Source organism: Pseudomonas sp. AN-B15, assembly GCF_019056475.1.
Classification (GTDB): Bacteria; Pseudomonadota; Gammaproteobacteria; order Pseudomonadales; family Pseudomonadaceae; genus Aquipseudomonas; species Aquipseudomonas parakoreensis.
On the sequence record NZ_CP049737.1, the window covers coordinates 5,115,687 to 5,137,846 of the forward strand.

21 protein-coding genes are annotated in these 22,160 nt (G+C 59.1%); 11 read left to right on the top strand and 10 right to left on the bottom strand.

The window, feature by feature from the left end:
• The first annotated feature begins 195 nt into the window (after positions 1–195).
• The 6 genes from glyA to GTQ41_RS23165 all read left to right on the top strand — a co-directional run bounded on the left by glyA (position 196) and on the right by GTQ41_RS23165 (position 5,989).
• Entirely contained in the window at positions 196–1,449 is a 1,254-nt protein-coding gene (gene glyA, locus GTQ41_RS23140) for a serine hydroxymethyltransferase (protein ID WP_041065242.1), read from the top strand.
• A gap of 226 nt (positions 1,450–1,675) precedes the next feature.
• Positions 1,676–2,248, top strand: coding sequence for a hypothetical protein (locus GTQ41_RS23145; RefSeq protein WP_047296684.1), 573 nt, complete (start codon positions 1,676–1,678; stop codon positions 2,246–2,248).
• A gap of 82 nt (positions 2,249–2,330) precedes the next feature.
• A complete protein-coding gene (locus GTQ41_RS23150; protein ID WP_047296686.1) occupies positions 2,331–2,885 on the top strand; it encodes a hypothetical protein in 555 nt (184 codons plus the stop codon).
• A gap of 267 nt (positions 2,886–3,152) precedes the next feature.
• Positions 3,153–4,466: a C4-dicarboxylate transporter DctA gene (locus GTQ41_RS23155; RefSeq protein ID WP_047296687.1), complete on the top strand. Its 1,314-nt coding sequence runs from the start codon at positions 3,153–3,155 to the stop codon at positions 4,464–4,466.
• An 84-nt stretch (positions 4,467–4,550) separates the two neighbouring features.
• Positions 4,551–5,255 (top strand): FadR/GntR family transcriptional regulator, encoded by a 705-nt coding sequence (locus tag GTQ41_RS23160; protein ID WP_047296689.1) that lies wholly within the window; start codon positions 4,551–4,553, stop codon positions 5,253–5,255.
• 23 nt (positions 5,256–5,278) lie between these two features.
• Positions 5,279–5,989, top strand: coding sequence for a GntR family transcriptional regulator (locus GTQ41_RS23165; protein WP_047296690.1), 711 nt, complete (start codon positions 5,279–5,281; stop codon positions 5,987–5,989).
• A 122-nt stretch (positions 5,990–6,111) separates the two neighbouring features.
• On the opposite strand, the gene yjiA is transcribed toward GTQ41_RS23165, so the two are convergent.
• The 3 genes from yjiA to GTQ41_RS23180 all read right to left on the bottom strand — a co-directional run bounded on the left by yjiA (position 6,112) and on the right by GTQ41_RS23180 (position 9,526).
• The gene (gene yjiA / locus GTQ41_RS23170; protein WP_047296691.1) at positions 6,112–7,083 is read right to left on the bottom strand and encodes a GTPase; all 972 of its coding nucleotides are present in this window, start codon (positions 7,081–7,083) and stop codon (positions 6,112–6,114) included.
• Between the two features lie 163 nt (positions 7,084–7,246).
• Positions 7,247–7,444, bottom strand: coding sequence for a YbdD/YjiX family protein (locus tag GTQ41_RS23175; protein WP_003228401.1), 198 nt, complete (start codon positions 7,442–7,444; stop codon positions 7,247–7,249).
• Positions 7,445–7,459: 15 nt separating this feature from the next.
• Complete coding sequence (locus tag GTQ41_RS23180) at positions 7,460–9,526, bottom strand: carbon starvation CstA family protein (protein WP_047296692.1); 2,067 nt, start codon at positions 9,524–9,526, stop codon at positions 7,460–7,462.
• A gap of 159 nt (positions 9,527–9,685) precedes the next feature.
• Here GTQ41_RS23180 and GTQ41_RS23185 point away from each other — a divergent pair, with 159 nt between their 5' ends.
• The gene (locus GTQ41_RS23185; protein ID WP_041065221.1) at positions 9,686–10,054 is read left to right on the top strand and encodes a PilZ domain-containing protein; all 369 of its coding nucleotides are present in this window, start codon (positions 9,686–9,688) and stop codon (positions 10,052–10,054) included.
• A gap of 130 nt (positions 10,055–10,184) precedes the next feature.
• On the opposite strand, the gene radA is transcribed toward GTQ41_RS23185, so the two are convergent.
• The 3 genes from radA to katB are packed head-to-tail and all read right to left on the bottom strand — an operon-like array spanning position 10,185 to position 13,734.
• Positions 10,185–11,552 carry a DNA repair protein RadA gene (gene radA / locus GTQ41_RS23190; RefSeq protein WP_003228407.1) on the bottom strand — a complete coding sequence of 456 codons (1,368 nt, stop codon included), beginning with the start codon at positions 11,550–11,552 and terminating at the stop codon, positions 10,185–10,187.
• Positions 11,553–11,595: 43 nt separating this feature from the next.
• A complete protein-coding gene (locus GTQ41_RS23195) occupies positions 11,596–12,132 on the bottom strand; it encodes an ankyrin repeat domain-containing protein (protein WP_047296693.1) in 537 nt (178 codons plus the stop codon).
• A gap of 60 nt (positions 12,133–12,192) precedes the next feature.
• Positions 12,193–13,734, bottom strand: coding sequence for a catalase KatB (gene katB / locus GTQ41_RS23200; protein ID WP_047296694.1), 1,542 nt, complete (start codon positions 13,732–13,734; stop codon positions 12,193–12,195).
• Positions 13,735–14,020: 286 nt separating this feature from the next.
• Here katB and mscL point away from each other — a divergent pair, with 286 nt between their 5' ends.
• Complete coding sequence (mscL, locus tag GTQ41_RS23205) at positions 14,021–14,434, top strand: large-conductance mechanosensitive channel protein MscL (protein ID WP_007963760.1); 414 nt, start codon at positions 14,021–14,023, stop codon at positions 14,432–14,434.
• Between the two features lie 41 nt (positions 14,435–14,475).
• Here the strand turns inward: mscL and GTQ41_RS23210 are convergent, their stop codons facing one another.
• Positions 14,476–15,252 (bottom strand): ferredoxin--NADP reductase, encoded by a 777-nt coding sequence (locus GTQ41_RS23210; RefSeq protein ID WP_047296696.1) that lies wholly within the window; start codon positions 15,250–15,252, stop codon positions 14,476–14,478.
• A 336-nt stretch (positions 15,253–15,588) separates the two neighbouring features.
• Here GTQ41_RS23210 and GTQ41_RS23215 point away from each other — a divergent pair, with 336 nt between their 5' ends.
• Both GTQ41_RS23215 and GTQ41_RS23220 read left to right on the top strand, forming a co-directional pair.
• Entirely contained in the window at positions 15,589–16,311 is a 723-nt protein-coding gene (locus GTQ41_RS23215) for an autoinducer binding domain-containing protein (RefSeq protein WP_047296699.1), read from the top strand.
• Between the two features lie 156 nt (positions 16,312–16,467).
• Positions 16,468–17,592, top strand: coding sequence for a class I SAM-dependent methyltransferase (locus GTQ41_RS23220; protein ID WP_047296700.1), 1,125 nt, complete (start codon positions 16,468–16,470; stop codon positions 17,590–17,592).
• Between the two features lie 75 nt (positions 17,593–17,667).
• Here GTQ41_RS23220 and GTQ41_RS23225 read toward each other — a convergent pair whose 3' ends face one another.
• From GTQ41_RS23225 to GTQ41_RS23235, 3 genes are all read right to left on the bottom strand, one after another.
• Positions 17,668–17,835, bottom strand: a complete 168-nt coding sequence (locus GTQ41_RS23225; RefSeq protein WP_080963309.1) for a DUF2474 domain-containing protein — start codon at positions 17,833–17,835, stop codon at positions 17,668–17,670.
• Between the two features lie 84 nt (positions 17,836–17,919).
• Positions 17,920–18,927, bottom strand: a complete 1,008-nt coding sequence (gene cydB / locus GTQ41_RS23230; RefSeq protein WP_007963753.1) for a cytochrome d ubiquinol oxidase subunit II — start codon at positions 18,925–18,927, stop codon at positions 17,920–17,922.
• 3 nt (positions 18,928–18,930) lie between these two features.
• Positions 18,931–20,373 carry a cytochrome ubiquinol oxidase subunit I gene (locus GTQ41_RS23235; protein WP_047296701.1) on the bottom strand — a complete coding sequence of 481 codons (1,443 nt, stop codon included), beginning with the start codon at positions 20,371–20,373 and terminating at the stop codon, positions 18,931–18,933.
• A 545-nt stretch (positions 20,374–20,918) separates the two neighbouring features.
• Between GTQ41_RS23235 and GTQ41_RS23240 the strand changes: the two genes are divergently transcribed.
• Positions 20,919–22,157: an MFS transporter gene (locus GTQ41_RS23240; RefSeq protein WP_047296702.1), complete on the top strand. Its 1,239-nt coding sequence runs from the start codon at positions 20,919–20,921 to the stop codon at positions 22,155–22,157.
• Positions 22,158–22,160 lie beyond the last annotated feature (3 nt).

Below are 22,160 nucleotides of genomic sequence, written 5' to 3' on the forward strand. Positions count from 1 at the left end.
GTCGGTCACAGTATTCGCAATCAGCCCCGATTACTGTAGGAGCTGCCGAAGGCTGCGATCTTTTCAGGCCGGCAAAAGCACCGCACATCTGTCATGAACGCCACTTGTCTGCGACATGATGTCGTTTCATATGCCATCCAAAACCCATTGGGTTAGAATGCCCCCCTTTTCTGCCCCCGATCCTTGAGGACCGCCATGTTCAGCCGTGATTTGACTATTGCCAAGTACGACGCCGATCTCTTTGCCGCCATGGAGCAAGAAGCTCAGCGCCAGGAAGAGCACATTGAGCTGATCGCTTCGGAAAACTACACCAGCCCTGCGGTGATGGAAGCTCAAGGCTCGGTTCTGACCAACAAATACGCCGAAGGCTATCCGGGCAAGCGCTACTACGGTGGTTGCGAGTACGTTGACGTCGTTGAACAACTGGCCATCGACCGCGCCAAAGAGCTGTTCGGCGCCGATTACGCCAACGTTCAGCCGCACGCCGGCTCGCAAGCCAACGCCGCTGTTTACCTGGCCCTGCTGCAAGGTGGCGACACCATTCTGGGCATGAGCCTGGCCCACGGTGGTCACCTGACCCACGGCGCCAGCGTGTCCTCCTCCGGCAAGCTGTACAACGCCGTGCAGTACGGCATCGACGCCAATGGCCTGATCGACTACGACGAAGTCGAGCGTCTGGCCGTTGAACACAAGCCGAAAATGATCGTGGCCGGTTTCTCTGCCTACTCGCAGATTCTCGACTTCCCGCGCTTCCGCGCCATCGCGGACAAAGTCGGTGCCTACCTGTTCGTCGACATGGCTCACGTGGCCGGTCTGGTCGCCGCTGGCGTCTACCCGAACCCGGTGCCTTTCGCTGACGTGGTCACCACCACCACGCACAAGACCCTGCGCGGTCCACGTGGCGGTCTGATCCTGGCGCGCGCCAACGCCGACATCGAAAAGAAGCTGAACTCCGCGGTATTCCCGGGCGCCCAGGGTGGCCCGCTGGAGCACGTGATCGCCGCCAAGGCGATCTGCTTCAAGGAAGCACTGCAGCCTGAGTTCAAGGCTTACCAGGAACAAGTGGTGAAGAACGCCCAGGCCATGGCCGAAGTGTTCATCGCGCGCGGTTTCGACGTGGTTTCCGGCGGTACCAAGAACCACCTGTTCCTGCTGTCGCTGATCAAGCAGGACATCTCCGGTAAAGACGCCGACGCCGCGCTGGGCAAAGCGTTCATCACCGTGAACAAGAACTCCGTGCCAAACGACCCACGCTCGCCGTTCGTCACCTCCGGCCTGCGCTTCGGTACTCCGGCTGTGACCACCCGTGGCTTCAAAGAGGCAGAGTGCAAAGAGCTGGCCGGCTGGATCTGCGACATCCTGGCTGACCTGAACAACGAAGCGGTGATCGATGCCGTTCGTGAGAAAGTCAAAGCCATCTGCAAGAAACTGCCGGTATACGGCGCTTGATGCGACGTTAAACCTGCAGTATGAAAAACCGGCCAAGTGATTGGCCGGTTTTTTTTCGTCTGCGTGAAAGTCGCTGCCGCCTCACTTAAAACTTGAAACAACAACTTCAAAGAAAAACAGGACACCAACAAAACCTAGCTGTTAGTGTTAAAAACAGAACCCACAACAGCAACTAAAAATCCACACAGAACGAAGAAACACCCATCAAAAACTCAAGGAAGAGTTCATGACAACGAACAGGCAAAAGTCATTTATCGCAACATTAATGCTGGACCAGCACCACCTGAATATCCTGGGAGCGCTTTATGAAGAACCGGTCTTGCGCACCGACAAATCATTTTCCGGCGGTTTTTACACCGGTACTCCCAGATTAATCGATGATGCCCACCTATTGGGTTGCCGCTTCCAAAGGGAAGTAAAAAACGTACAACCCATGAACATTTATTTCCGCTGTACTGATGACTATTACCACCTTTACATACGCGATCACGCCACGCACACAGGGTATTGCCTGAGCAAGGATCGCGCCGGGGTGTTAGGGGCTTTTCTGCCGGCGGGCAGCGATACCACCTCTTTCAACTTGCTGAGCCACGATAACCGGATCATCACCCTGCAGGATATGGGCGGTGATCGTCAGCGAGTGCGACTCAAGGCACGTAACGCCGGCCAGATCACAGCGTTGCGTCGACGAGGCGCACCCTACATTTATATGGCCGAGACGGATAACACAGGCCTGCCGTTCACACTGAAAATCATCGAGCGCAATGCATCGTTTCTCAGTGATCCCGACGAAATCTGACATCAACGTTTCAGCATTCAACACACACGCACTGAACAGCCCGGCTGTTTAGTTATCAGCATTCAAAAGATCGAGTAATACCATGAGCACCAATCAGGAAAAATCCTTTATTGCAACATTGAGCACTCGCTATGGCTATCCACACTTTCCCAAGTTGACGTATGGCAGAAAGGTCACGACTCCACGTCCCGACTATGAAGTCTTTACATTCTCCCATCACCTGGATGTTTCAAACTATCTGTTTCTAAAGCCGGATGTTGCACCGGACGCACTGACCCTTTACTTCCGCTGCCTCGATGACTACTACACTATTTATATCTTAACGCCGGGCGAGTACTACTACAGAACCATCAGCCGTGAAGAAAAAGACTTCCTGAACTCTTATGCAACCGAAGATGGGGACCAGACCACATTCAACCTGCTCAATGCCAAGGGCAATATCATCACGCTGGATCAGATCGACACGGATACGCCCACTGTCAGAATCCAGACCCGAGGCGGCGCGCTGTTGTGCGCCGGGCAAAGTCGTAACAAACATGATCCCAGAGTCGGCACGTTCGTACGCACCAACTCGAACCGCAGCGCCGGTGTTCTCGACTTCAAGCTCAATATCCTGAAGCGCAACGTGCCTTACTGAGCAGATTGAAATCCGCCAGCGTCAGTACAAACCAGCCCGGCGCAACAGCGCCGGGCTGGTTTTTCGCGCGCGGGATCCACGGGATTACCGGGTAGGGCACCACTGGTCAGACCGGTCATGCCAATTTCCGCCCTGCCCCTTGTATTTCAGGAAATCTCGCGCGTAGACTGCGCCTGCACTGGACATACCGGTAAGACCACAATAATTAAGTCCTCAATCTGATGTGCTCCGCACACGGCAGCCAGGACACCGACCAGGATTCCTCCCATGCTCAGATGGTGCTCGCGTTCAATCTTCCTCCAAGTGGTTTTCGGACTGGTGCTCGGCATCATCTGCGGACTGACCCTTCCCGAATATTCCGCTCAGCTCAAACCCTTGGGCGACGGCTTCATCAAACTGATCAAGATGCTGATCGGCCTGATCGTGTTCTGCGTGGTGGTCAGCGGCATCAGCGGCGCAGGGGATCTGAAGAAGGTCGGGCGTATCGGCCTCAAATCGGTGATCTACTTTGAAGTACTGACCACCATCGCGTTGGTGATCGGTCTGGTGTTCGCGTTCAGCACCGGGATCGGCAGCGGCGCGAATATCCATCTGGAGCAGTTGTCCGCCGCTGACATGGGCGACATCGCCGAACGCGGCCAGCACATGCACACCACCACGCAGTTCCTGATGGACCTGATCCCGACCTCGGTGCTCGGCGCCTTTGCCGACAACAACATCCTGCAAGTGCTGCTGTTCTCGGTGTTGTTCGGCAGCGCACTGAATCTGGTGGGTGAAGCGGCCTCGGGGATCTCGCGACTGATCAACGAACTGAGCCATGTGATCTTCCGGATCATGGGCATGATCGTGCGTCTGGCGCCCATCGGCGTGTTCGGCGCCATCGCCTTCACCACCAGCAAGTACGGCCTCGATTCGCTGCAGCACCTGGGCAGTCTGGTCGGTTTGTTCTACCTGACCTGCGTCGCGTTCGTCAGCGTGATCCTCGGTGTGGTGATGCGCGCCTCGGGCCTGCGCCTGTGGCCATTGCTCAAATATCTGCGTGAAGAGCTGCTGATCGTCATGGGCACCGCCTCCTCCGATGCCGTGCTGCCGCAGATCATGCGCAAACTCGAACACCTGGGCATCGGCAGCTCGACCGTCGGGCTGGTGATTCCCACCGGCTACTCGTTCAACCTCGACGGTTTTTCAATCTACCTGACGCTGGCCATTGTGTTCATCGCCAACGCCACCGGCACGCCATTGGCGATGACCGACCTGCTGACGATTCTGCTGGTGTCGCTGATCACTTCCAAGGGCGCCCACGGCATTCCCGGCTCGGCGCTGGTGATTCTGGCGGCGACGCTGACGGCGATCCCGGCGATTCCGGTCGTGGGTCTGGTGCTGGTGCTGGCGGTGGACTGGTTCATGGGCATCGGCCGGGCACTGACTAACCTGATCGGCAACTGCGTCGCCACCGTGGCCATCGCCCGTTGGGAAAAGGACATCGATGTGCAACGCGCAAACAAAGTACTCAGCGGTCAGCAGGGCTACACCTTTCAACCGCGTAAAACCGGAACTCCGGCGCACCAGCAAGAGTTCTGATTTTCAACCCCGCAGGAGCTGCCGCAGGCTGCGATCTTTTGATCTTGTTTGCGGCATCCCCTATGGGCTTACGGAGCTAGACAAGTGATCACCACATCAACCGTCGTCAACTCAGTCGTAGAAAAACTGCGCGCCGCCCTCGCCCGTGGTCAGTGGCGCTCCGGCGACATGTTGCCGGGCCAGCGCGAACTGGCCGAACAACTGGGCATCAGCCGTCCGAGCCTGCGCGAAGCGGTGATCGTTCTGGAGACCCTGGGCCTGGTCCGTTCGATGCCGGGCAAAGGCGTGGTAGTGCTCGACGCCCAGCTCAGTGACAGCCAGAGCCACGACAGCGCGGTCGCCGGCGCCAGCCTCGAAGACGTGCTGCAACTACGCTACACCCTTGAGCCGTTCATTGTCGGCCTGGTCGCGCAGTCGATCAGCAGCAAGGAGGTCGGGCAGTTGCGCCTGACCTTGATGGACATGCGCGAAGCCCTTGACGCGGGCGACAGCGAGGCCGGCGTCAGCGCCTACATCGCCTTCCACGAAGAGCTGTTCACCCTGACCTCGAACCCGATTTTCCAGAGCGTGGTGCAGCAGACCAGCAATGCCCTCAAGCAAAGCGCCGAAGTGCTGCGCAATTCGCCCGAGCATCTGGCCGAGCGCCTGGAAGAAAACGAAGCGGTGGTGCGCGCGATCCGCAGCAAGAACAGTGCTCAGGCCAGCGCCGAAATGCGTCGGCACATCCTGCGCGAAGGCCAGCGGATGGGCATCGAACTGAATATCCCGGAAGACAACCTCAGCCACTGAATGCTTCACACTGGAGACCGGCCATGAACAGTCTTGCCACGTCGCCGCACACTCGTCAGATGTCGGCACCTCTGCCCTTCTCGCGCCTGCGAGCGCCGGCAGATGCTCTGTACCCGCGGCTGTTCGAGGCGATTCTGGACCGGCGAATCGACCCGGCCAGCCGCTTCACCGAAGACAGTCTCAAGCAGATGTTTGGCGTCAGCCGCGCCGATGTACGCCGGGTACTGACGCAGTTGTCCCATGAGCAGGTAATTGTGCTGCGTGCCAATCATCGGCCGCGGGTCGCCGCACCGGATGCAGAACAGACCCGACAAACCCTGCACGCCCGGCGCCTTACCGAAGCGACGCTGGTGCGTCTGGCTTGTCAGAATGCGTCAGCGGAGGGTTTGAAACGCTTGCGCACGCTGGTCGAACGCGAACGCCTGGCCGTGGTTCAGGAACGGCGTGCGGCGGCGATTCGTTTGTCCGGAGAGTTTCATCTGCAGTTGGCACAGATGGCGGGGAATGCACCACTGGCGCATTTCCTTGGCAGCCTGGTGCCGTTGACGTCGCTGGCGATTGCGCGGTGTCAGCACCAGACGCATAGTTGTTGCGCATGGCAGGAGCATTTGGCGCTGCTTGAGGCGGTTGAATGTGGAGATGGGGTCAAGGCCAGTCTACTGATGAACCGGCATCTGGATGATCTGGAGCAGACGCTGCTGGAACCAACCATCAAGCATTACGTTGTCGGTTGAATCGCCATCGCGGGCAAGCCCGCTCCCACAGGGTTATTGTCGTTCACAAATCATGTGTACACCTGTAAACCTGTGGGAGCGGGCTTGCCCGCGATGGCGTCAGCCCTGACACCGAAGAACCATCAGGCAGAAGCCACCTTGGCAAACCCCGCCCGAATCTTCTCTTCCGGCAAATCATCGGAAATAAATACGATCACGCTTTCCCGCGCCTCACCCTCGGCCCACTCGGTGTCCCAGTCGAAACCGTAGAGTTTCAGTACGCCCTGAAACACCAGCCGGCGATCCTCGCCAGCGATGTTCAACACTCCCTTGTAACGGAGCAATTGCTTGCCGTGCTCTTCCAGCAACTCATTCATGAATTCGCTGAGCCGATCGATATCCAGCGGCTGGTCCGTGCGCAGTACCAGGCTGGAGATGCGATCGATGGAAGGCGCCTTGCTCACCGGACGCAGGCTGACCCCGCCGCCCAGATCGGCGTTGAGGTTGAAACCCCGCACATCAAGCAGTTGCGCCAGATCGATGTTGCCGTGCTCGACCACGCGGATCGGCGCACGGCGGTTGATCCGCGTCAGGCGTTCGCTCAGTGCATTGAACGTCGGCTCATCCACCAGATCAGTCTTGCTGACCAGCAAGCGGTCGGCAAAACCGATCTGCGCCTGGGCAATGGTCTGGGTCAAGTGCAGGTCGGCGTGGGCGGCGTCGACCAATGTGATGATGCCGTCGAGCAGATAGCGCTCGCGCAGCTCTTCATCGATGAAAAAAGTTTGCGCCACAGGCGCTGGATCGGCCAGACCGGTACATTCGATCACCAGCCGGTCGAAGGCGATTTCGCCGCTGTCCAGGCGTTCGAGCAGCAGGTACAGGGCCTTGGTCAGATCAGTGTGAATGGTGCAGCAGACGCAGCCGTTGGCCAGGGTCATGACTTGCACCGGCTCGTCGCCGAGCAACTGGGTGTCGATGCCGGCGTCGCTGAATTCGTTCTCGATCACGGCGATTTTCAGACCGTGCTCGGCTTTCAGCAGATGGCGCAGCAAGGTGGTCTTGCCGGCACCGAGGAAACCGCTGAGTACCGTTACGGGTATGGGAGAAGACAAAACAGATCCCCTTCACAAAATGAATGAACAACACAAAAACAAATGTGGGAGCGAGCCTGCTCGCGAAAGCGGTGTGTCAGTCAAATCATTCATCAACTGACATTCCGTATTCGTGAGCAGGCTCGCTCCCACAGGGGGATTGCATCAGCCGCAGGCTGTCAGCTCAACAGCACTTCGGCCCACCCTTGCCACCGTAACGCGCTTCCTGACGCTCGCGAAAGAACATCTCATAGCTCATCACCGGTTTGTCCGGGTGTTTGGTTTGCATATGCTCGACGTAGGTGTCGTAGTCGGGCATGCCGACCATCAGGCGCGCGGCCTGACCGAGGTATTTACCGAGGCGACTCAGGTCATTGAACATGGTGCAATCCTCTGATTACGCGTCCGGCAGGGCCTGGAATGGTGATTCTTTATCCGTACGCTCTTTTTTGCCCCAAGCGGCGATGCCGACCTTGAGCGCATAGAACAGGATGCTGAAGACCACGAACAGGAACAGCGCGGTGAGCGTTGCGTTGGTGTAGGCGTTGAAGATCACATGCTGCATCTGTTCGATGCTCTTGGCCGGCGCAATGACCTGGCCGGCGGCCAGGGCATCGCTGTACTTCTTGGCCAGCGACAGGAAGCCGATCGCCGGGTTGGCGTCGAACAGCTTGATGAAGCCCGCAGTCGTGGTGCAGATCAGCAGCCAGGCGGCCGGCAGCAGGGTGACCCAGATGTAGCGCTGGCGCTTCATCTTGATCAGGACCACGGTGCCGAGCATCAGCGCGATACCCGCCAGCATCTGGTTGGAGATACCGAACAGCGGCCACAGGGTGTTGATGCCGCCCAGTGGATCGATCACGCCCTGATACAGCAACCAGCCCCACATCGCCACACATCCGGCGGTGGCGATCAGGTTGGCGGTCCAGGATTCGGTACGTTTCAGCGCTGGCACGAAGGAGCCGAGCAGATCCTGCAGCATGAAGCGCCCGGCACGGGTGCCGGCGTCCACAGCGGTCAGGATGAACAGTGCTTCGAACAGGATCGCGAAGTGGTACCAGAACGCCATGGTGTTTTCACCCGGCAGAACACTGTGCAGGATCTGCGCGATACCGACCGCCAGGGTCGGCGCACCGCCGGCACGGGCGAGGATGGTGGTTTCACCGATGTCATGGGCAACCGCTTGCAGCGCCTCAGGCGTGATCGCGAAGCCCCAACTGCTGACCATCTGCGCCACCGATGCCACGTCACCACCGACCACCGCGGCCGGGCTGTTCATGGCGAAGTACACGCCCGGCTCGATCACCGAAGCGGCAACCATCGCCATGATCGCCACAAACGATTCCATCAGCATGCCGCCGTAACCGATGTAACGGGCGTTGGTTTCGTTATCCAGCAGCTTCGGCGTGGTGCCCGACGAGATCAGTGCGTGGAAACCGGATACTGCACCGCACGCGATGGTGATGAACAGGAACGGGAACAGACCGCCCTTCCACACCGGGCCGGTGCCGTCGACGAACTGGGTCAGCGCCGGCATTTTCAGCTCGGGCATGGTCACCAGAATACCGATCGCCAGAGCGATGATGGTGCCGATCTTGAGGAACGTCGACAGGTAGTCGCGTGGCGCGAGAATCAGCCACACCGGCAACACGGCGGCGACAAAGCCATAACCGATCAGCATCCAGGTGATTTGCACACCGGTGAAGCTGAAAGCCTTGGCCCACACCGGATCAGCGGCAATCTGCCCACCGAGCCAGATCGAACCGAGCAGCAGCAACACGCCGATGACCGAGATTTCGCCAATGCGGCCCGGGCGGATGTAGCGCATATAGATGCCCATGAACATCGCGATCGGGATGGTCGCCATCACGGTAAAGATGCCCCACGGGCTCTCGGCCAGGGCCTTGACCACGATCAGCGCCAGCACCGCAAGGATGATGATCATGATCAGGAAGCAGCCGAACAGGGCGATGGTGCCGGGGATGCGGCCCATTTCTTCACGGACCATGTCGCCCAGGGAACGGCCGTTGCGCCGGGTCGACATGAACAGGACCATGAAGTCCTGCACCGCGCCCGCCAGTACCACCCCGGCAATCAGCCACAACGTGCCGGGCAGGTAGCCCATCTGCGCCGCCAATACCGGGCCGACCAGAGGTCCTGCGCCGGCGATCGCGGCGAAGTGGTGACCGAAAAGAATGTGTTTGTTGGTCGGCACGTAGTCCAGACCGTCGTTGTTGAGCACGGCGGGGGTGGCCCGACGCGGATCCAGTTGCATCACCTTGTTGGCGATGAACAGGCTGTAGTAACGGTACGCAACCAGATAAATGGCCACCGCCGCGACCACGATCCACAAGGCGTTGATCGCCTCTCCTCGGCGCAATGCCACTACGCCCAGGGCGCACGCTCCTACGATTGCCAGCACTAGCCAGGGTAAGTGGCGTAGCAGGCTATTATTATTTTTCATTTTATTATTCCAGCCAGGGTGGACAAGAAAGACAGCCACCCCGAGTTTAGCGCTTACGGCGCCAAAGGCCATACCCCGACGTTGGTCTAGACGCCTTGTCGATTGGCAGCCACCCGCCGGTCGGGTCTATAGTCAGCGAACGCTTCCGAGGATTGCGCCATGAGCGAACAACCAGCCAATCGCCGTCGCTTCAAACGTATTGCGTTCGATGCCAGAACCGAGCTGAGTCAGGGCCAATTCATATGGCCGGTGAAGTTGATCGATCTGTCCCTCAAGGGGCTGCTGATCGAGCGGCCGGAGCCTTGGCTCGGGGATAAGGAACAGGATTTCTTCGTCGACATTCATCTGAGCGATGACGTGGATATCCAGATGGATGTGCATCTGGCCCATGAGGATCACGGGCAACTGGGGTTTGTCTGCCGGCATATCAGCCTGGAATCGATCCAGCGCTTGCGGCGGTTGATCGAGCTCAACCTGGCTGACGAAGCCGAGCTTGAACGCGAACTGGGCGCACTGATCGAAATCTAGAAACCACTACAAATCCCTGTGGGAGCGGGCTTGCCCGCGAAGAGGCCGTGTCAGTCGACATTGATTTCGACTGACGCACCGCTTTCGCGGGCAAGCCCGCTCCCACAGGGTATGTGGCGTATCTGAAAGATTATTCGAACAGTGCGTCGAGCGCCTGTTCGAGGCGGGTCACGGCAATGATCTGCAGCCCCGCTGGTGCCTCTTTCGGCGCATTGCCTTTGGGCACGATCGCGCGTTTGAAGCCATGCTTGGCCGCTTCCTTCAGACGCTCCTGCCCACTCGGCACCGGACGCACCTCGCCGGACAAACCGACTTCGCCAAACACCAACAGATCATGCGGCAACGGCCGGTTGCGCAGGCTCGACATCACCGCCGCCATCAAGGCCAGGTCGGACGCGGTTTCCAGCACCTTCACCCCGCCGACCACGTTGAGGAACACGTCCTGATCGTGAGTCGGAATGCCGCCGTGGCGGTGCAATACCGCCAGCAACATCGCCAGACGGTTCTGGTCCAGACCCAGCGTAACCCGACGCGGGTTGGCCAGATGACTGTCATCGACCAGCGCCTGGACTTCTACCAACATCGGCCGGGTGCCTTCCCACGTGGCCATGACCACACTGCCCGGGACTTCCTCCTGGGCACGGGTGAGAAAAATCGCCGAAGGGTTGGAGACTTCTTTCAGGCCCTTGTCGGTCATGCCGAACACGCCGAGTTCGTTGACCGCGCCGAAACGGTTTTTCACCGCCCGCAGCAAACGCAAACGCCCGTCCGATTCGCCTTCGAAATACAGCACAGTATCGACCATATGCTCCAGAACTCGCGGGCCGGCGAGCGCGCCTTCCTTGGTGACGTGGCCGACGAGAAAAATCGCCGTGCCGCTCTGCTTGGCATACCGCACCAGCAACGCCGCACTCTCACGCACTTGAGATACGCCACCCGGAGCAGATTGCAGCTGTTCGGTGAAAATGGTCTGAATCGAGTCGATCACCATCACCTTGGGCTTTTCCTGGCGGGCGGTGGCGATGATGGTTTCGATGCAGGTTTCGGTCATCACCCGCAGTTGATCCTGCGGCAGTCCGAGACGACGGGCTCGCATGGCCACTTGTTGCTGGGATTCTTCGCCGGTGACGTACAGCGCCGGCATGCTCTTGGCGAGGTTGCACAGTGTCTGCAACAGGATCGTCGACTTGCCGATGCCCGGGTCACCGCCGATCAATACCACCGAGCCGTCGACCAGACCGCCACCCAGGACCCGGTCCAGCTCTCCGGACGCGGTAGAGAAACGCGGAATCTCTTCAATGCTGACTTCGGCCAGAGTCTTGATCTGCGCCTGCTGCCCGGCCCAGCCGGTACGCCCGGTGGGCGCCGTGGCGCCGCCGCTCTCGATCATGGTCTCGGTCAGGGTATTCCAGGCGCCGCACTCGCCGCACTGGCCTGCCCATTTGGGAAAGGTTGCGCCGCACTCGGTGCAGCCGTACATGCGCTTGGCCTTGGCCATCTGGATCCCCCGGCAAAAACCGCGATGATAACGCAGCCACCGCTCAGCGCGGCACGGCGGTGCGGATTTCGCCGTTGGCCAGACGCGCGGCGCTATTGCCCAGCGGATCCTCGGCATTGAGGTCGGCGCCCTTGGCCTTGAGCGCGTCGAGCAGTTCGATGCGCTTGAACAACCCGGCGTACATCGCCGCAGTCTGGCCGGCGCCGTTGCGTTGATCGGGGCTGCAATCAGTGGCCATCAACCGTCGGGCAATCTGCATCTCGCCCTTGAAAATCGCGCCCATCAGCGCCGTATTGCCGCGTTGATCCTGTGCACAGGCATCAGCCCCCGCCGCCAGCAATTGTTCAACTGCCGCTCCCTGGCCGTGATACGCCGCCAGAATCAGTGCGGTGTAGCCCTTGCTGTCGCGGGTATCGAGGGAATAACCGGACTCGATGAAGGTCTCGAGCATCGGCACATCACCACGCCGGGCGGCATCGAAGTAGTAATCCTGCAACTGGGCCTTGATCGCCTCGGGGTTCTGTTCGGCCACCGCAGTCAACGACCAGCAACCGAGCAACAGTAAAAGGAAGGGACGCATAAATGCTCTCCTGGGGCAGAACGGGGCCTGCATCAGGCCCCGCGTTGCATGGCGTCGAGATCAGTCGACCAGTTTCGCTGCCAGCGCCTTGACCCGGCTCAAGTCACCCTTGGCCACTTTGGTCACGCCGGTGCCGTATTCCGGGTCGGCCTTATAAAGGAAGGACAGGATGATGTGCTTGCTCTCGTCATCGGTGGTCGCCAGCGAGCCGCCAAAGCTGGCAATCAGGTCCTGACGTTCCTGCTGGCTGAACGAGCGGTACAGATCACCGGCCTGCTTGAAGTTCTGCTCACGCTGGATCTTCGCCTGCTGGGTGCTGCCGGACAGCGCCAGCTGGCTGTAACGCGCACTTTGCGGCTCTTCACGCGGTTGCAGGCGGCTTGGCTGATAGTTCACGCCAGACTGCGTGGCGCCGAAGTTCAGCGCACCGTCCTGGTTACCATTGTTGACGGCAACTTTTGGCGCGTTGATCGGCAACTGCAGAGCATTGGCTCCCAGACGATACATTTGCGTATCGGCATAAGAAAACACTCGGCCTTGCAATAGACGATCTTCTGAAGGTTCGATACCCGGCACAACATTGGCCGGGGCCATTGCAACTTGTTCGGTTTCCTGGAACACATTGGCCGGATTACGGTTCAACACCATTTGTCCAACTTTTCGCTCAGGAACATTCGGCCAGATCTTGGTAGCGTCCAATGGATCGAAATCAAACTTGGACAAATCTTGCGGATTTAGCACCTGGATGTACAAGTCCCATTTCGGGAAATCACCTTTGTTGATATGGCTGACCAGATCATTAGTCATATGACTGTAATCTTTACCCTGCACTTTCTCGACTTGCTCAGGCGTCAGATTTTTAATGCCCTGCAAACTTTTCCAGTGAAACTTCACGTAGTGCACTTCGCCCTTGGCGTTCACCAACTTGTAGGCATGCACGCCATTACCGTCCATCTCGCGATAACTGGCCGGAGTACCCGAATTGGAATACAACTCGGTCAGCGTGCGGGTCGCTTCCGGCACGTGGGAGAAGAAGTCGAAACGACGCGAGTCATCGTCCAGGTTGGTACGTGGATCGGGCTTGAAGGCATGAACCATGTCCGGGAACTTGATCGCATCGCGGATGAAGAACGTCGGGAAGTTGTTGCCCACCAGATCCCAGTTGCCATCGGCCGTGTAGAACTTGGTGGCAAAACCCCGTGGATCGCGCAGGGTTTCCGGGGAGTGGTTGCCATGCACCACAGCGGAGAAACGCACGAACACCGGTGTGACCTGGCCGGCGGCGAATACTTTGGCCTTGCTCAAATCGCTGAGGTCGTTGGTCACGGTGAAGGTCCCGTGAGCCCCGGTGCCGCGGGCATGCACCACGCGCTCGGGAATGCGCTCACGGTCAAAACGCTGGAGTTTCTGGATCAGTTGCACATCCTGCAGCAACACCGGGCCGGTGGCACCGGCGGTCTGCGAATTCTGGTTGTCGCCGACCGCGGCACCGTTATCCCGGGTCAGGGGTGCAGCGTGCACGGAGAAGGTCAGCAAGCTGGCGGCGAGCACGCCGAAAGTACGGCGATGGGGAAAAGCCCCCAGTCCAAGAGTGGAATTCATATCAGGTTCCTCTGGTTTTTTTGGGCGCATCCAGGTGCGCAAACCAGAGGCTAGAGGGCTATGGCGGTGAACATAAATAGAAAGTTCGTAACTCGACGATTGAAAAAAATGGCTTTGCGATCAGCGATTTACGGCGTATTTCGCGCGCGATTAGTGGCACTTTGCAAACTAATCGTTGATTCATGTGTCGATAAAAACGGGCATTGTAAGAAGGTGTTTCGCGCAGGACGCGTTTTGCTGATTTACACTGCGTACACCAAACTCATCTGTAACAAGGAAATAACCTATGGGCGTGCTAAGTGAGTTCAAGGCCTTCGCGGTCAAAGGCAATGTGGTCGACATGGCCGTCGGTATCATCATCGGTGCAGCCTTCGGCAAAATCGTTTCATCGTTTGTCGGCGACGTGATCATGCCGCCAATCGGCCTGTTGATCGGTGGGGTGGACTTCAGTGATCTGGCCATCACGTTGAAAGCCGCCGAGGGCAACGCCCCTGCCGTGGTACTGGCTTACGGTAAATTCATTCAGAGCATTCTGGACTTCGTGATCGTCGCCTTTGCGATTTTCATGGGTGTCAAAGCCATCAACCGCCTGAAACGCGAAGAAGCCGTAGCCCCTTCCCTGCCGCCGGTTCCAACCAAGGAAGAAGAGTTGCTCGGCGAGATCCGCGATCTGCTCAAGGCGCAGAACAATCGGCCTTGACGGTTTCATGAATGAAAACGGCGCCTGATGGCGCCGTTTTTTTACCAGTAATTTTCCACCGCGACCTGACCGGGCCGCCGCGTCAGGCTCAGGCTCATGTGACGTTTCTTCAGCAACGCCCGGGTGTCATCGATCATCTGCGGATTGCCGCACAGCATGACACGCGAGTGCTCAGGGGTCAGTTTCACGCCGGCTTCACGTTCCAGTTCGCCGCTTTCGATCAACGTGGTGATGCGACCGTGCAAGGCGCCAGGCCCTTGTCCGCGGGTAACCGTGGGGATGAACCGTAATTTATGGGCATGCTCTGCCAAGTAATCACGTGTGGAAAGCTCAGCGATCAATGATTGATAGGCCAGTTCCCTTGCCTCGCGCACGCTGTACACCAGAATAATTCGCTCGAAACGCTGCCACACTTCGAAGTCCTGCAGGATCGACAGAAACGGTGCCACGCCGGTCCCTGTGGATAGCAACCACAGATCCCGGCCGTCGACAAAACGATCCAGCGTCAGGTAACCAAAGGCCTGGCGCTCCACCAGCACGGTATCGCCGACCTGCAACCGGCTCAGTTCGCTGGTGAATTCGCCACCCGGCACCACGATAGAGAAGAACTCGAGAAACTCGTCGAAGGGTGAAGAAACCATCGAGTAGGCACGCCACACCGTGCTGCCATCCGCCTTGGTCACGCCCAGGCGCGCGAATTGTCCTGCGCGGAACCTGAAACCTGTATCGCGCGTAGTGCGCAACGTGAACAGGCTGGGGGTCAAGGGCTGCACGTCGAGCAAGGTCTGGGCAGTAAACTTTTCTGCACTGACAGTCATGGGCCACTCCACTGTAAAGAACCCAGACAGTTTCGCGCAAACTGACACTGTAAACACCACTGTTTTTGTAATGTCTTTTCATTTAGCTAGCGAACCCAATGAGACACAAACTCAGATACACCAATGGAGAAATTTTCAGATTTCAATCTGAAATTGAATGACACATTGAATACAACGCTCTACTCCGGGCTAATAACATTCTTGCAATCAAACTTCTCTGCAAAGAGCAAAAAAGTTCAACGCCAACTGTAGGACATGTCCTAAACTCGGTTGCGTGATGGATTCATTGGATCCAAAAAGCCCAGCGCGTAAAAACGATTTCACGGAGCGTTTGTGATGGAAATGTGGAAGGAGTCGCAATTAAAGCAACTGACTTTCGCGAGAGAAATAGAGACTGCTTATCCGATCCTGCTGAGATTCGCTCAAAACATAGGCTTCAACTTTTGTGCCATCTCTTTGACATCAAACAATCGGAACGCCGACTTTAAAGCCTTGCAAATCAATAACTACCCCACGCAATGGAACAAACTTTATGAACAGGAAAGCTACAGCAAAATCGACCCGATAGTTACGCATTGCAGCCAATCCATGCAGCCCATTGTCTGGAGCGAAGCGTTGTTCTCGCAGACGCCAGCATTGTGGAGCGCTCAGCAGAAACACGGTTTGCGGCACGGCTGGTCGCAGTCGTTCCACCATGACGCCACCGGGTTGTGCAGCACACTGAGTCTGTGCAGAAAAAATGGTCCGCTAAGCCCACTCGAGTTGTACGAGCATTTTGGCTACATGTTTTACGCGACCAGTCATCTTAGTAATCTGTTTGCCAGAAACCTGCCCAAACCACCGGAAAAACCAGCCCGACCCCATCTGTCGCCGCGGGAGCTGGAAGTGTTGAAGCTGTCGGCCGTTGGCAAGACAGCCTATGAGATCGCCAGGATCCTCTGTTTGAGCGAGCGAACGGTGAACTATCACGTGCAGAACATCATCCTGAAACTCGACGTTTGCAACAAAATCTCAGCGGTCTCTGCCGCCCAGCAATTGGGCCTGCTCAGCGCCAGTTAACACTAAATCCCGCGGGCAATCGGCCGGAAAAAAACGTACCATTTGTGACCTTCCTGAGTGATGACGTGCACTGCACGCCGCAGTCCACTCGGACGGTTCCGCCGCGCTATGCCCAAGGCAGCGGGCCACCCGTTGATTAATCAGAGTCCCCGCCCCATGCCTTTGCTCGACACGCCCTTCGCCCAACTCGACCTGATCCGCCAGCCTGAGCAGCAGAATGAACCGCTGCAAGCGTTCGATGCGGCTGACGAGTACCTGCTCAATCATCTGGCCGCGCAACAACCGGCGGCAGACACTCGGGTATTGGTACTCAATGACAGCTTCGGGGCCTTGGCGGCGAGTCTGGCGGGCAAGGTTCAGGTCAGCAGCAGCGGCGATTCGTTTCTCGCGTTCCAGGGGCTGGAAAAGAACCTGGTACGCAACGGCCTGGCATTTGATGCCGTGCGAGGGATTGCGGCGAGTGAGCCGTTGACAGGGCCGTTCGACAAGGTATTGATCCGCGTCCCCAAGACGCTCGCACTGCTGGAAGAGCAACTGATCCGTCTGCAAGGGCAACTGGCCCCCGGCGCCGAAGTGGTGGCAGCGGCCATGGTCAAACACTTGCCGCGCGCCGCCGGTGATCTGCTGGAGCGTTACATTGGCCCGGTACACGCTTCACTGGCGGTAAAAAAGGCTCGCCTGCTGATCGCGACACCCGAAGCCAAAGCCCCGGCGACCTCGCCCTACCCGTCGCGCTACCAGCTCGACGAGCCGGCCATCGAATTGCTCAACCACGCCAACGTGTTCTGCCGTGAAGGTCTGGATATCGGCACCCGGGCCTTTCTCCCGCACCTGCCCAAAAACCTTGGCAGCGCCCGGGTCGCCGACCTTGGCTGCGGGAACGGCGTACTGGCCATCGCCAGCGCGCTGCGCAACCCTGACGCACACTACACGCTGGTCGACGAATCGTTCATGGCCGTGCAATCGGCTGCGGAGAACTGGCGCGCCGCGCTCGGCGAACGCGAAGTGATCGTGCGCGCCGGCGATGGTCTGGCCGGGCAGGAGCCGCAATCGCTGGACGTGGTGCTGTGCAATCCGCCGTTCCATCAACAGCAAGTGGTCGGCGATTTCCTCGCCTGGCGCATGTTCCAGCAGGCCCGCGAGGCACTGGTGGTGGGCGGTGCGTTGTACATCGTCGGCAACCGGCACCTGGGTTATCACAGCAAGCTGGCGCGGCTGTTCCGTGGCGTTGAGCAAGTGGCGGCCACGCCGAAATTCGTGATTCTCAAAGCCCGCAAGTAAAGCATCAGGCAAAAAAAACCCTCCGCGGTACAGAGGGTCATAAAACCGTGCCCAAGGGCAACGGGACGGGATGTCTCAGTGTGTGGTCAGGCCGGCCGCGCTCATGAACAGGCGCATCAGACTGGCGGCAATGAACAGCGCGCCGACGCTACCGATCCAGATCAGGGCCAACCAGCCGAGCCGCTGCCACAGCGGCTTTTTTTCGGCTTCTTCAATCTCGTGCAGGGAATGTTTGCCGTTCATTGCATCGTTCCTCCATCAGGCGATGACGTCGCCAGGGACGCCATCGCGAGCAGGCTCGCTCCCACAGGTGTGCGGGGCGGCAGTCTAGTGGTAACCGTCTTCATGGGTGACCTTGCCGCGGAACACGTAGTAGCTCCAGAAGGTGTAACCCAGGATGAACGGGATGATGAACAGCGTACCGACCAGCATGAAGCCCTGGCTTTGCGGCGGTGCGGCGGCGTCCCAGATCGAGATCGACGGCGGCACGATGTTCGGCCACAGGCTGATGCCCAGACCGCTGTAACCGAGGAAAATCAGCACCAGGGTCAGCAGGAACGGCATGTAGTTGGCGTTGCGTGCCACCGCGCGGATCAGCCCGTACAAGGTGACCAGCACCAGAATCGGCACCGGCATGAACCAGAACAGATTCGGCATGCTGAACCAGCGAGTGGCAATTTCCGGATGCGCCAGCGGCGTCCACAGGCTGACGATACCGATCACGGCGAGCAGCACGAACGCCAGCGGCCGCGCCAGGTTGTGCATCTGCTCCTGCAACTTGCCTTCGGTCTTCATGATCAACCAGGTACAACCGAGCAAGGCATAGGCCACCACCAGCGCGGCGCCGCAGAACAGGGTGAACGGTGTCAGCCAGTCCAGTGAACCGCCGGCGTATTGCCGATTGACCACCGGCAAACCGTCGATGAATGCCCCGAGTGCCACGCCCTGAAAGAACGTCGCCGCCACCGAGCCGCCGATGAACGCCTTGTCCCACAGGTGACGTTTGTCGTCCTTGGCCTTGAAGCGGAACTCGAACGCCACGCCGCGGAAAATCAGGCCGATCAGCATGAAGATCAGCGGCAGGTACAGCGCCGACAGCACCACCGAATAGGCCAGCGGGAACGCGCCAAACAATGCCGCGCCCCCCAGTACCAGCCAGGTTTCATTGCCGTCCCACACCGGGGCGACGGTGTTCATCATCACGTCACGGTCGGTCTTGCCCGGGATGAACGGGAAGAGAATCCCGATCCCCAGGTCGAAACCGTCCATGACCACGTACATCATGATGCCGAAGATGATGATCACGGCCCAGATCAGCGGAAGATCAATACCCATGAGTCAAATCTCCTTTTCCAGGCTGCGCGGCGAGTGAGCGTCGGCGCCTTCGTCATCGGCGGCGGACAACGGCCGCGCCGGGGTGCGTTTCTGGCCAGGACCACCTTCGTTGGTTTCCTTGCCTTCGTCGGTTTTCGGCCCTTTGCGCACCAGACGCATCATGTAGCCGAGCCCCGCACCGAACAGCGCGAAATACACCACGACGAACATGATCAGGGTGATGCTCATCTGCATGAAGCTGTGATTGGACGAAGCATCCGCCGTGCGCATCAGCCCGTAGACCACCCACGGCTGGCGACCGATCTCGGTGGTGAACCAGCCGGCGAGGATCGCGATCAGGCCGGACGGCCCCATCCACAACGCCAGATACAGGAACGGGCGCGAGGTGTAGAGCGTGTCGCGCTTGCGCAGCCACAGGCTCCACAGACCGGTAAAGATCATCAGGAAACCGAGGCCGACCATGACCCGGAACGACCAGAACACGATGGTCGAGTTCGGCCGGTCTTCAGGCGGGAACTCCTTGAGCGCCGGCACCTGCTTGTCCAGCGAGTGAGTCAGGATCAGGCTGCCGAGGTACGGGATCTCCACGGCGAATTTGGTTTTCTCTTCTTTCATGTCCGGCCAGCCGAACAGGATCAACGGGGTCGCTTCGTTGCCTTTATTCTCCCAATGGCCTTCGATCGCGGCGATTTTCGCCGGCTGGTGCTCAAGGGTGTTGAGGCCGTGGAAGTCGCCGATCACCGCCTGGATCGGCGCGACGATCAGTGCCATCCACATCGCCATCGACAGCATGGTGCGGATCGCCGGGTTGTCCCTGCCGCGCAGCAAGTGCCAGGCCGCCGACGAGCCGACGAAGAACGCCGTGGCGACGAACGCTGCCGTCGCCATGTGCATCAGGCGATACGGGAACGACGGGTTGAACACGATGGCCAGCCAGTCGGTCGGGATCACTTGACCATTGACAATCTCGAAGCCTTGCGGCGTCTGCATCCAGCTGTTGGACGCGAGAATCCAGAACGTCGAAATCAGCGTGCCGATCGCCACCATCACCGTGGAGAAAAAGTGCAGTTTTCGTCCGACCTTGTTCCAGCCGAACAGCATCACCCCGAGGAAACCGGCCTCAAGGAAGAACGCCGTGAGCACCTCATAGGTCAGCAACGGTCCGGTGACGGAACCGGCGAAGTCCGAGAAACGGCTCCAGTTGGTACCAAACTGGTAGGCCATGACCAGACCAGAGACCACACCCATGCCGAAGTTGACGGCAAAGATCTTCGACCAGAAGTGGTACAGGTCTCGGTAAGTGTCGTTATGGGTTTTCAACCACAGCCCTTCGAGCACCGCGAGGTAGCTCGCCAGACCAATGGTGATGGCCGGGAACAGGATGTGGAACGAGATGGTGAATGCGAACTGAATTCGGGCGAGATCGAGCGCCTCTAAACCGAACATAAGTCTTCCTCTGTCAGGTAATACCGGCGATGGGGCTTGTGGCCCCTGCACCTACTGCCCCCACGGATATCGAGTGCGGCGAATTCTGATTCGTTCTTTTTTAATAACCATCGCAACGCAGGGAGTCTGGCCGTCGGGCCACCAGACCATGGCCCGAGAGGGTCTTGATCTGGATCAAGCAACGTTAAAAGAGTAGTCCCATTTCCGACGAAGAACGGCGTGGTCGTTTGCCGCGTGACAAGTTGCCTCAGCGCCTGGGCAACGCTCTGAAATACATGTCCCAGAGCGGCACGACCTGTAGGGAGGGGATTCATCCCCGATGGGCGGCGAAGCAGCCCCCCCTCCAATACACACTGCCTTTTGGTCGTGTCGGCAGTTTTTACGACTGCTACGCAGTCGATCGGGGATGAATCCCCTCGCCACAGGGGGATCGGCATCCAGTCCGGAGATAGATGTCTGGCTAACTAAATTTTTCGTCATGGCAACTTCCTGTTACAGACTGGTGATAACCTCACCGTTCCGCCCCGAGCCAGACCTGCCTTCAGATGCCCAGCCAAGAGCCCCTGCTGTTACGTCACCATCGTCCGTTTCTCGCGTTCTGGTTCGCCCGGATCTTCACCGCCAGTGGCTTTCAGATGCTCACGGTGGCGATCGGCTGGAATCTGTATCAGTTGACCGGCAACGTGCTCGACCTGGGTCTGGTCGGTCTGGTGGAATTCGCGCCACGGGTGCTGTTCATGCTGCACACCGGTCACGTCGCCGACCGCTATGACCGGCGCCGGGTCGCGGCGATCTGTCAGTCGTTGCAGGCGTTGATTGCCCTGGCGCTGGCCATCGGCAGTGCGACCGATCACGTGACCCGGGAAATGATCTTCATCCTCGCCTTCCTGCTCGGCGGCGCGCGCTCCTTCGAGCTGCCGACTACTCAGGCGCTGCTGCCAAGTATCGTGCCCAGCGCCCTGTTTCCACGGGCGGTCGCCGCAGCGCAATCGGCTCAACAGTCAGCCACCATCGTCGCCCCGGCCCTCGGTGGCTTGCTTTACGCGTTTGGCAGTGTCTGGGTCTACGGCCCGACGGTGTTGCTTTACGTCATCGCCTGCACCTTGATGCTCAACCTGCCCGCGCGACAGACGCCACTGAACAAAGGCAAAGCCACGCTCGACTCGTTGCTGGCGGGCATCCGTTTCATTCGCAGCCGCCCGGACATTCTCGGAGCGATCTCGCTGGACTTGTTCGCCGTGCTGCTCGGCGGCGCCACCGCGTTGCTGCCGGTGTTCGCCAAGGACATTCTGCTCACCGGGCCGTGGGGCCTGGGCCTGCTGCGTTCGGCGCCGGCGGTCGGCGCGCTGGGGATGTCGCTGTTTCTGGCGCGATTCGCCGTCGAGCGCAATGTCGGTCGCGTGATGTTCACCGCCGTCGGCGTCTTCGGCGTGGCGACCATCGCCTTCGGCCTGTCGACCTCGTTCTGGTTCTCACTGGCGGTGCTGGTGGTGCTCGGCGCGGCGGACATGATCAGCATGGTGATCCGCGCCTCCTTCGTGCAACTGGAAACCCCGGACGAAATGCGCGGCCGGGTCAGTGCGGTGAACGGCCTGTTCATCGGCGCCTCGAATCAGCTCGGCGAATTCGAATCCGGCCTCACCGCGCACTGGTTCGGCACCGTCCCGGCTGTAGTGATGGGCGGGATCGGCACGCTGGTGGTCACCGGGACGTGGATCAAACTGTTCCCGACCCTGGCCAAACGCGACCGGATGCATGTGCCGGTGGAAGAGGTGAAGGTCTGAGGA

Bases quoted from the DNA above. Each gene is read 5' to 3' on its own strand.
- glyA (WP_041065242.1), top strand. From the start codon at position 196: ATGTTCAGCCGTGATTTGACTATTGCCAAGTACGACGCCGATCTCTTT.
- GTQ41_RS23145 (WP_047296684.1), top strand. From the start codon at position 1,676: ATGACAACGAACAGGCAAAAGTCATTTATCGCAACATTAATGCTGGAC.
- GTQ41_RS23150 (WP_047296686.1), top strand. From the start codon at position 2,331: ATGAGCACCAATCAGGAAAAATCCTTTATTGCAACATTGAGCACTCGC.
- GTQ41_RS23155 (WP_047296687.1), top strand. From the start codon at position 3,153: ATGCTCAGATGGTGCTCGCGTTCAATCTTCCTCCAAGTGGTTTTCGGA.
- GTQ41_RS23165 (WP_047296690.1), top strand. From the start codon at position 5,279: ATGAACAGTCTTGCCACGTCGCCGCACACTCGTCAGATGTCGGCACCT.
- GTQ41_RS23175 (WP_003228401.1), bottom strand. From the start codon at position 7,444: ATGTTCAATGACCTGAGTCGCCTCGGTAAATACCTCGGTCAGGCCGCG.
- GTQ41_RS23180 (WP_047296692.1), bottom strand. From the start codon at position 9,526: ATGAAAAATAATAATAGCCTGCTACGCCACTTACCCTGGCTAGTGCTG.
- GTQ41_RS23185 (WP_041065221.1), top strand. From the start codon at position 9,686: ATGAGCGAACAACCAGCCAATCGCCGTCGCTTCAAACGTATTGCGTTC.
- radA (WP_003228407.1), bottom strand. From the start codon at position 11,552: ATGGCCAAGGCCAAGCGCATGTACGGCTGCACCGAGTGCGGCGCAACC.
- GTQ41_RS23195 (WP_047296693.1), bottom strand. From the start codon at position 12,132: ATGCGTCCCTTCCTTTTACTGTTGCTCGGTTGCTGGTCGTTGACTGCG.
- katB (WP_047296694.1), bottom strand. From the start codon at position 13,734: ATGAATTCCACTCTTGGACTGGGGGCTTTTCCCCATCGCCGTACTTTC.
- mscL (WP_007963760.1), top strand. From the start codon at position 14,021: ATGGGCGTGCTAAGTGAGTTCAAGGCCTTCGCGGTCAAAGGCAATGTG.
- GTQ41_RS23210 (WP_047296696.1), bottom strand. From the start codon at position 15,252: ATGACTGTCAGTGCAGAAAAGTTTACTGCCCAGACCTTGCTCGACGTG.
- GTQ41_RS23215 (WP_047296699.1), top strand. From the start codon at position 15,589: ATGGAAATGTGGAAGGAGTCGCAATTAAAGCAACTGACTTTCGCGAGA.
- GTQ41_RS23220 (WP_047296700.1), top strand. From the start codon at position 16,468: ATGCCTTTGCTCGACACGCCCTTCGCCCAACTCGACCTGATCCGCCAG.
- GTQ41_RS23225 (WP_080963309.1), bottom strand. From the start codon at position 17,835: ATGAACGGCAAACATTCCCTGCACGAGATTGAAGAAGCCGAAAAAAAG.
- cydB (WP_007963753.1), bottom strand. From the start codon at position 18,927: ATGGGTATTGATCTTCCGCTGATCTGGGCCGTGATCATCATCTTCGGC.
- GTQ41_RS23235 (WP_047296701.1), bottom strand. From the start codon at position 20,373: ATGTTCGGTTTAGAGGCGCTCGATCTCGCCCGAATTCAGTTCGCATTC.
- GTQ41_RS23240 (WP_047296702.1), top strand. From the start codon at position 20,919: ATGCCCAGCCAAGAGCCCCTGCTGTTACGTCACCATCGTCCGTTTCTC.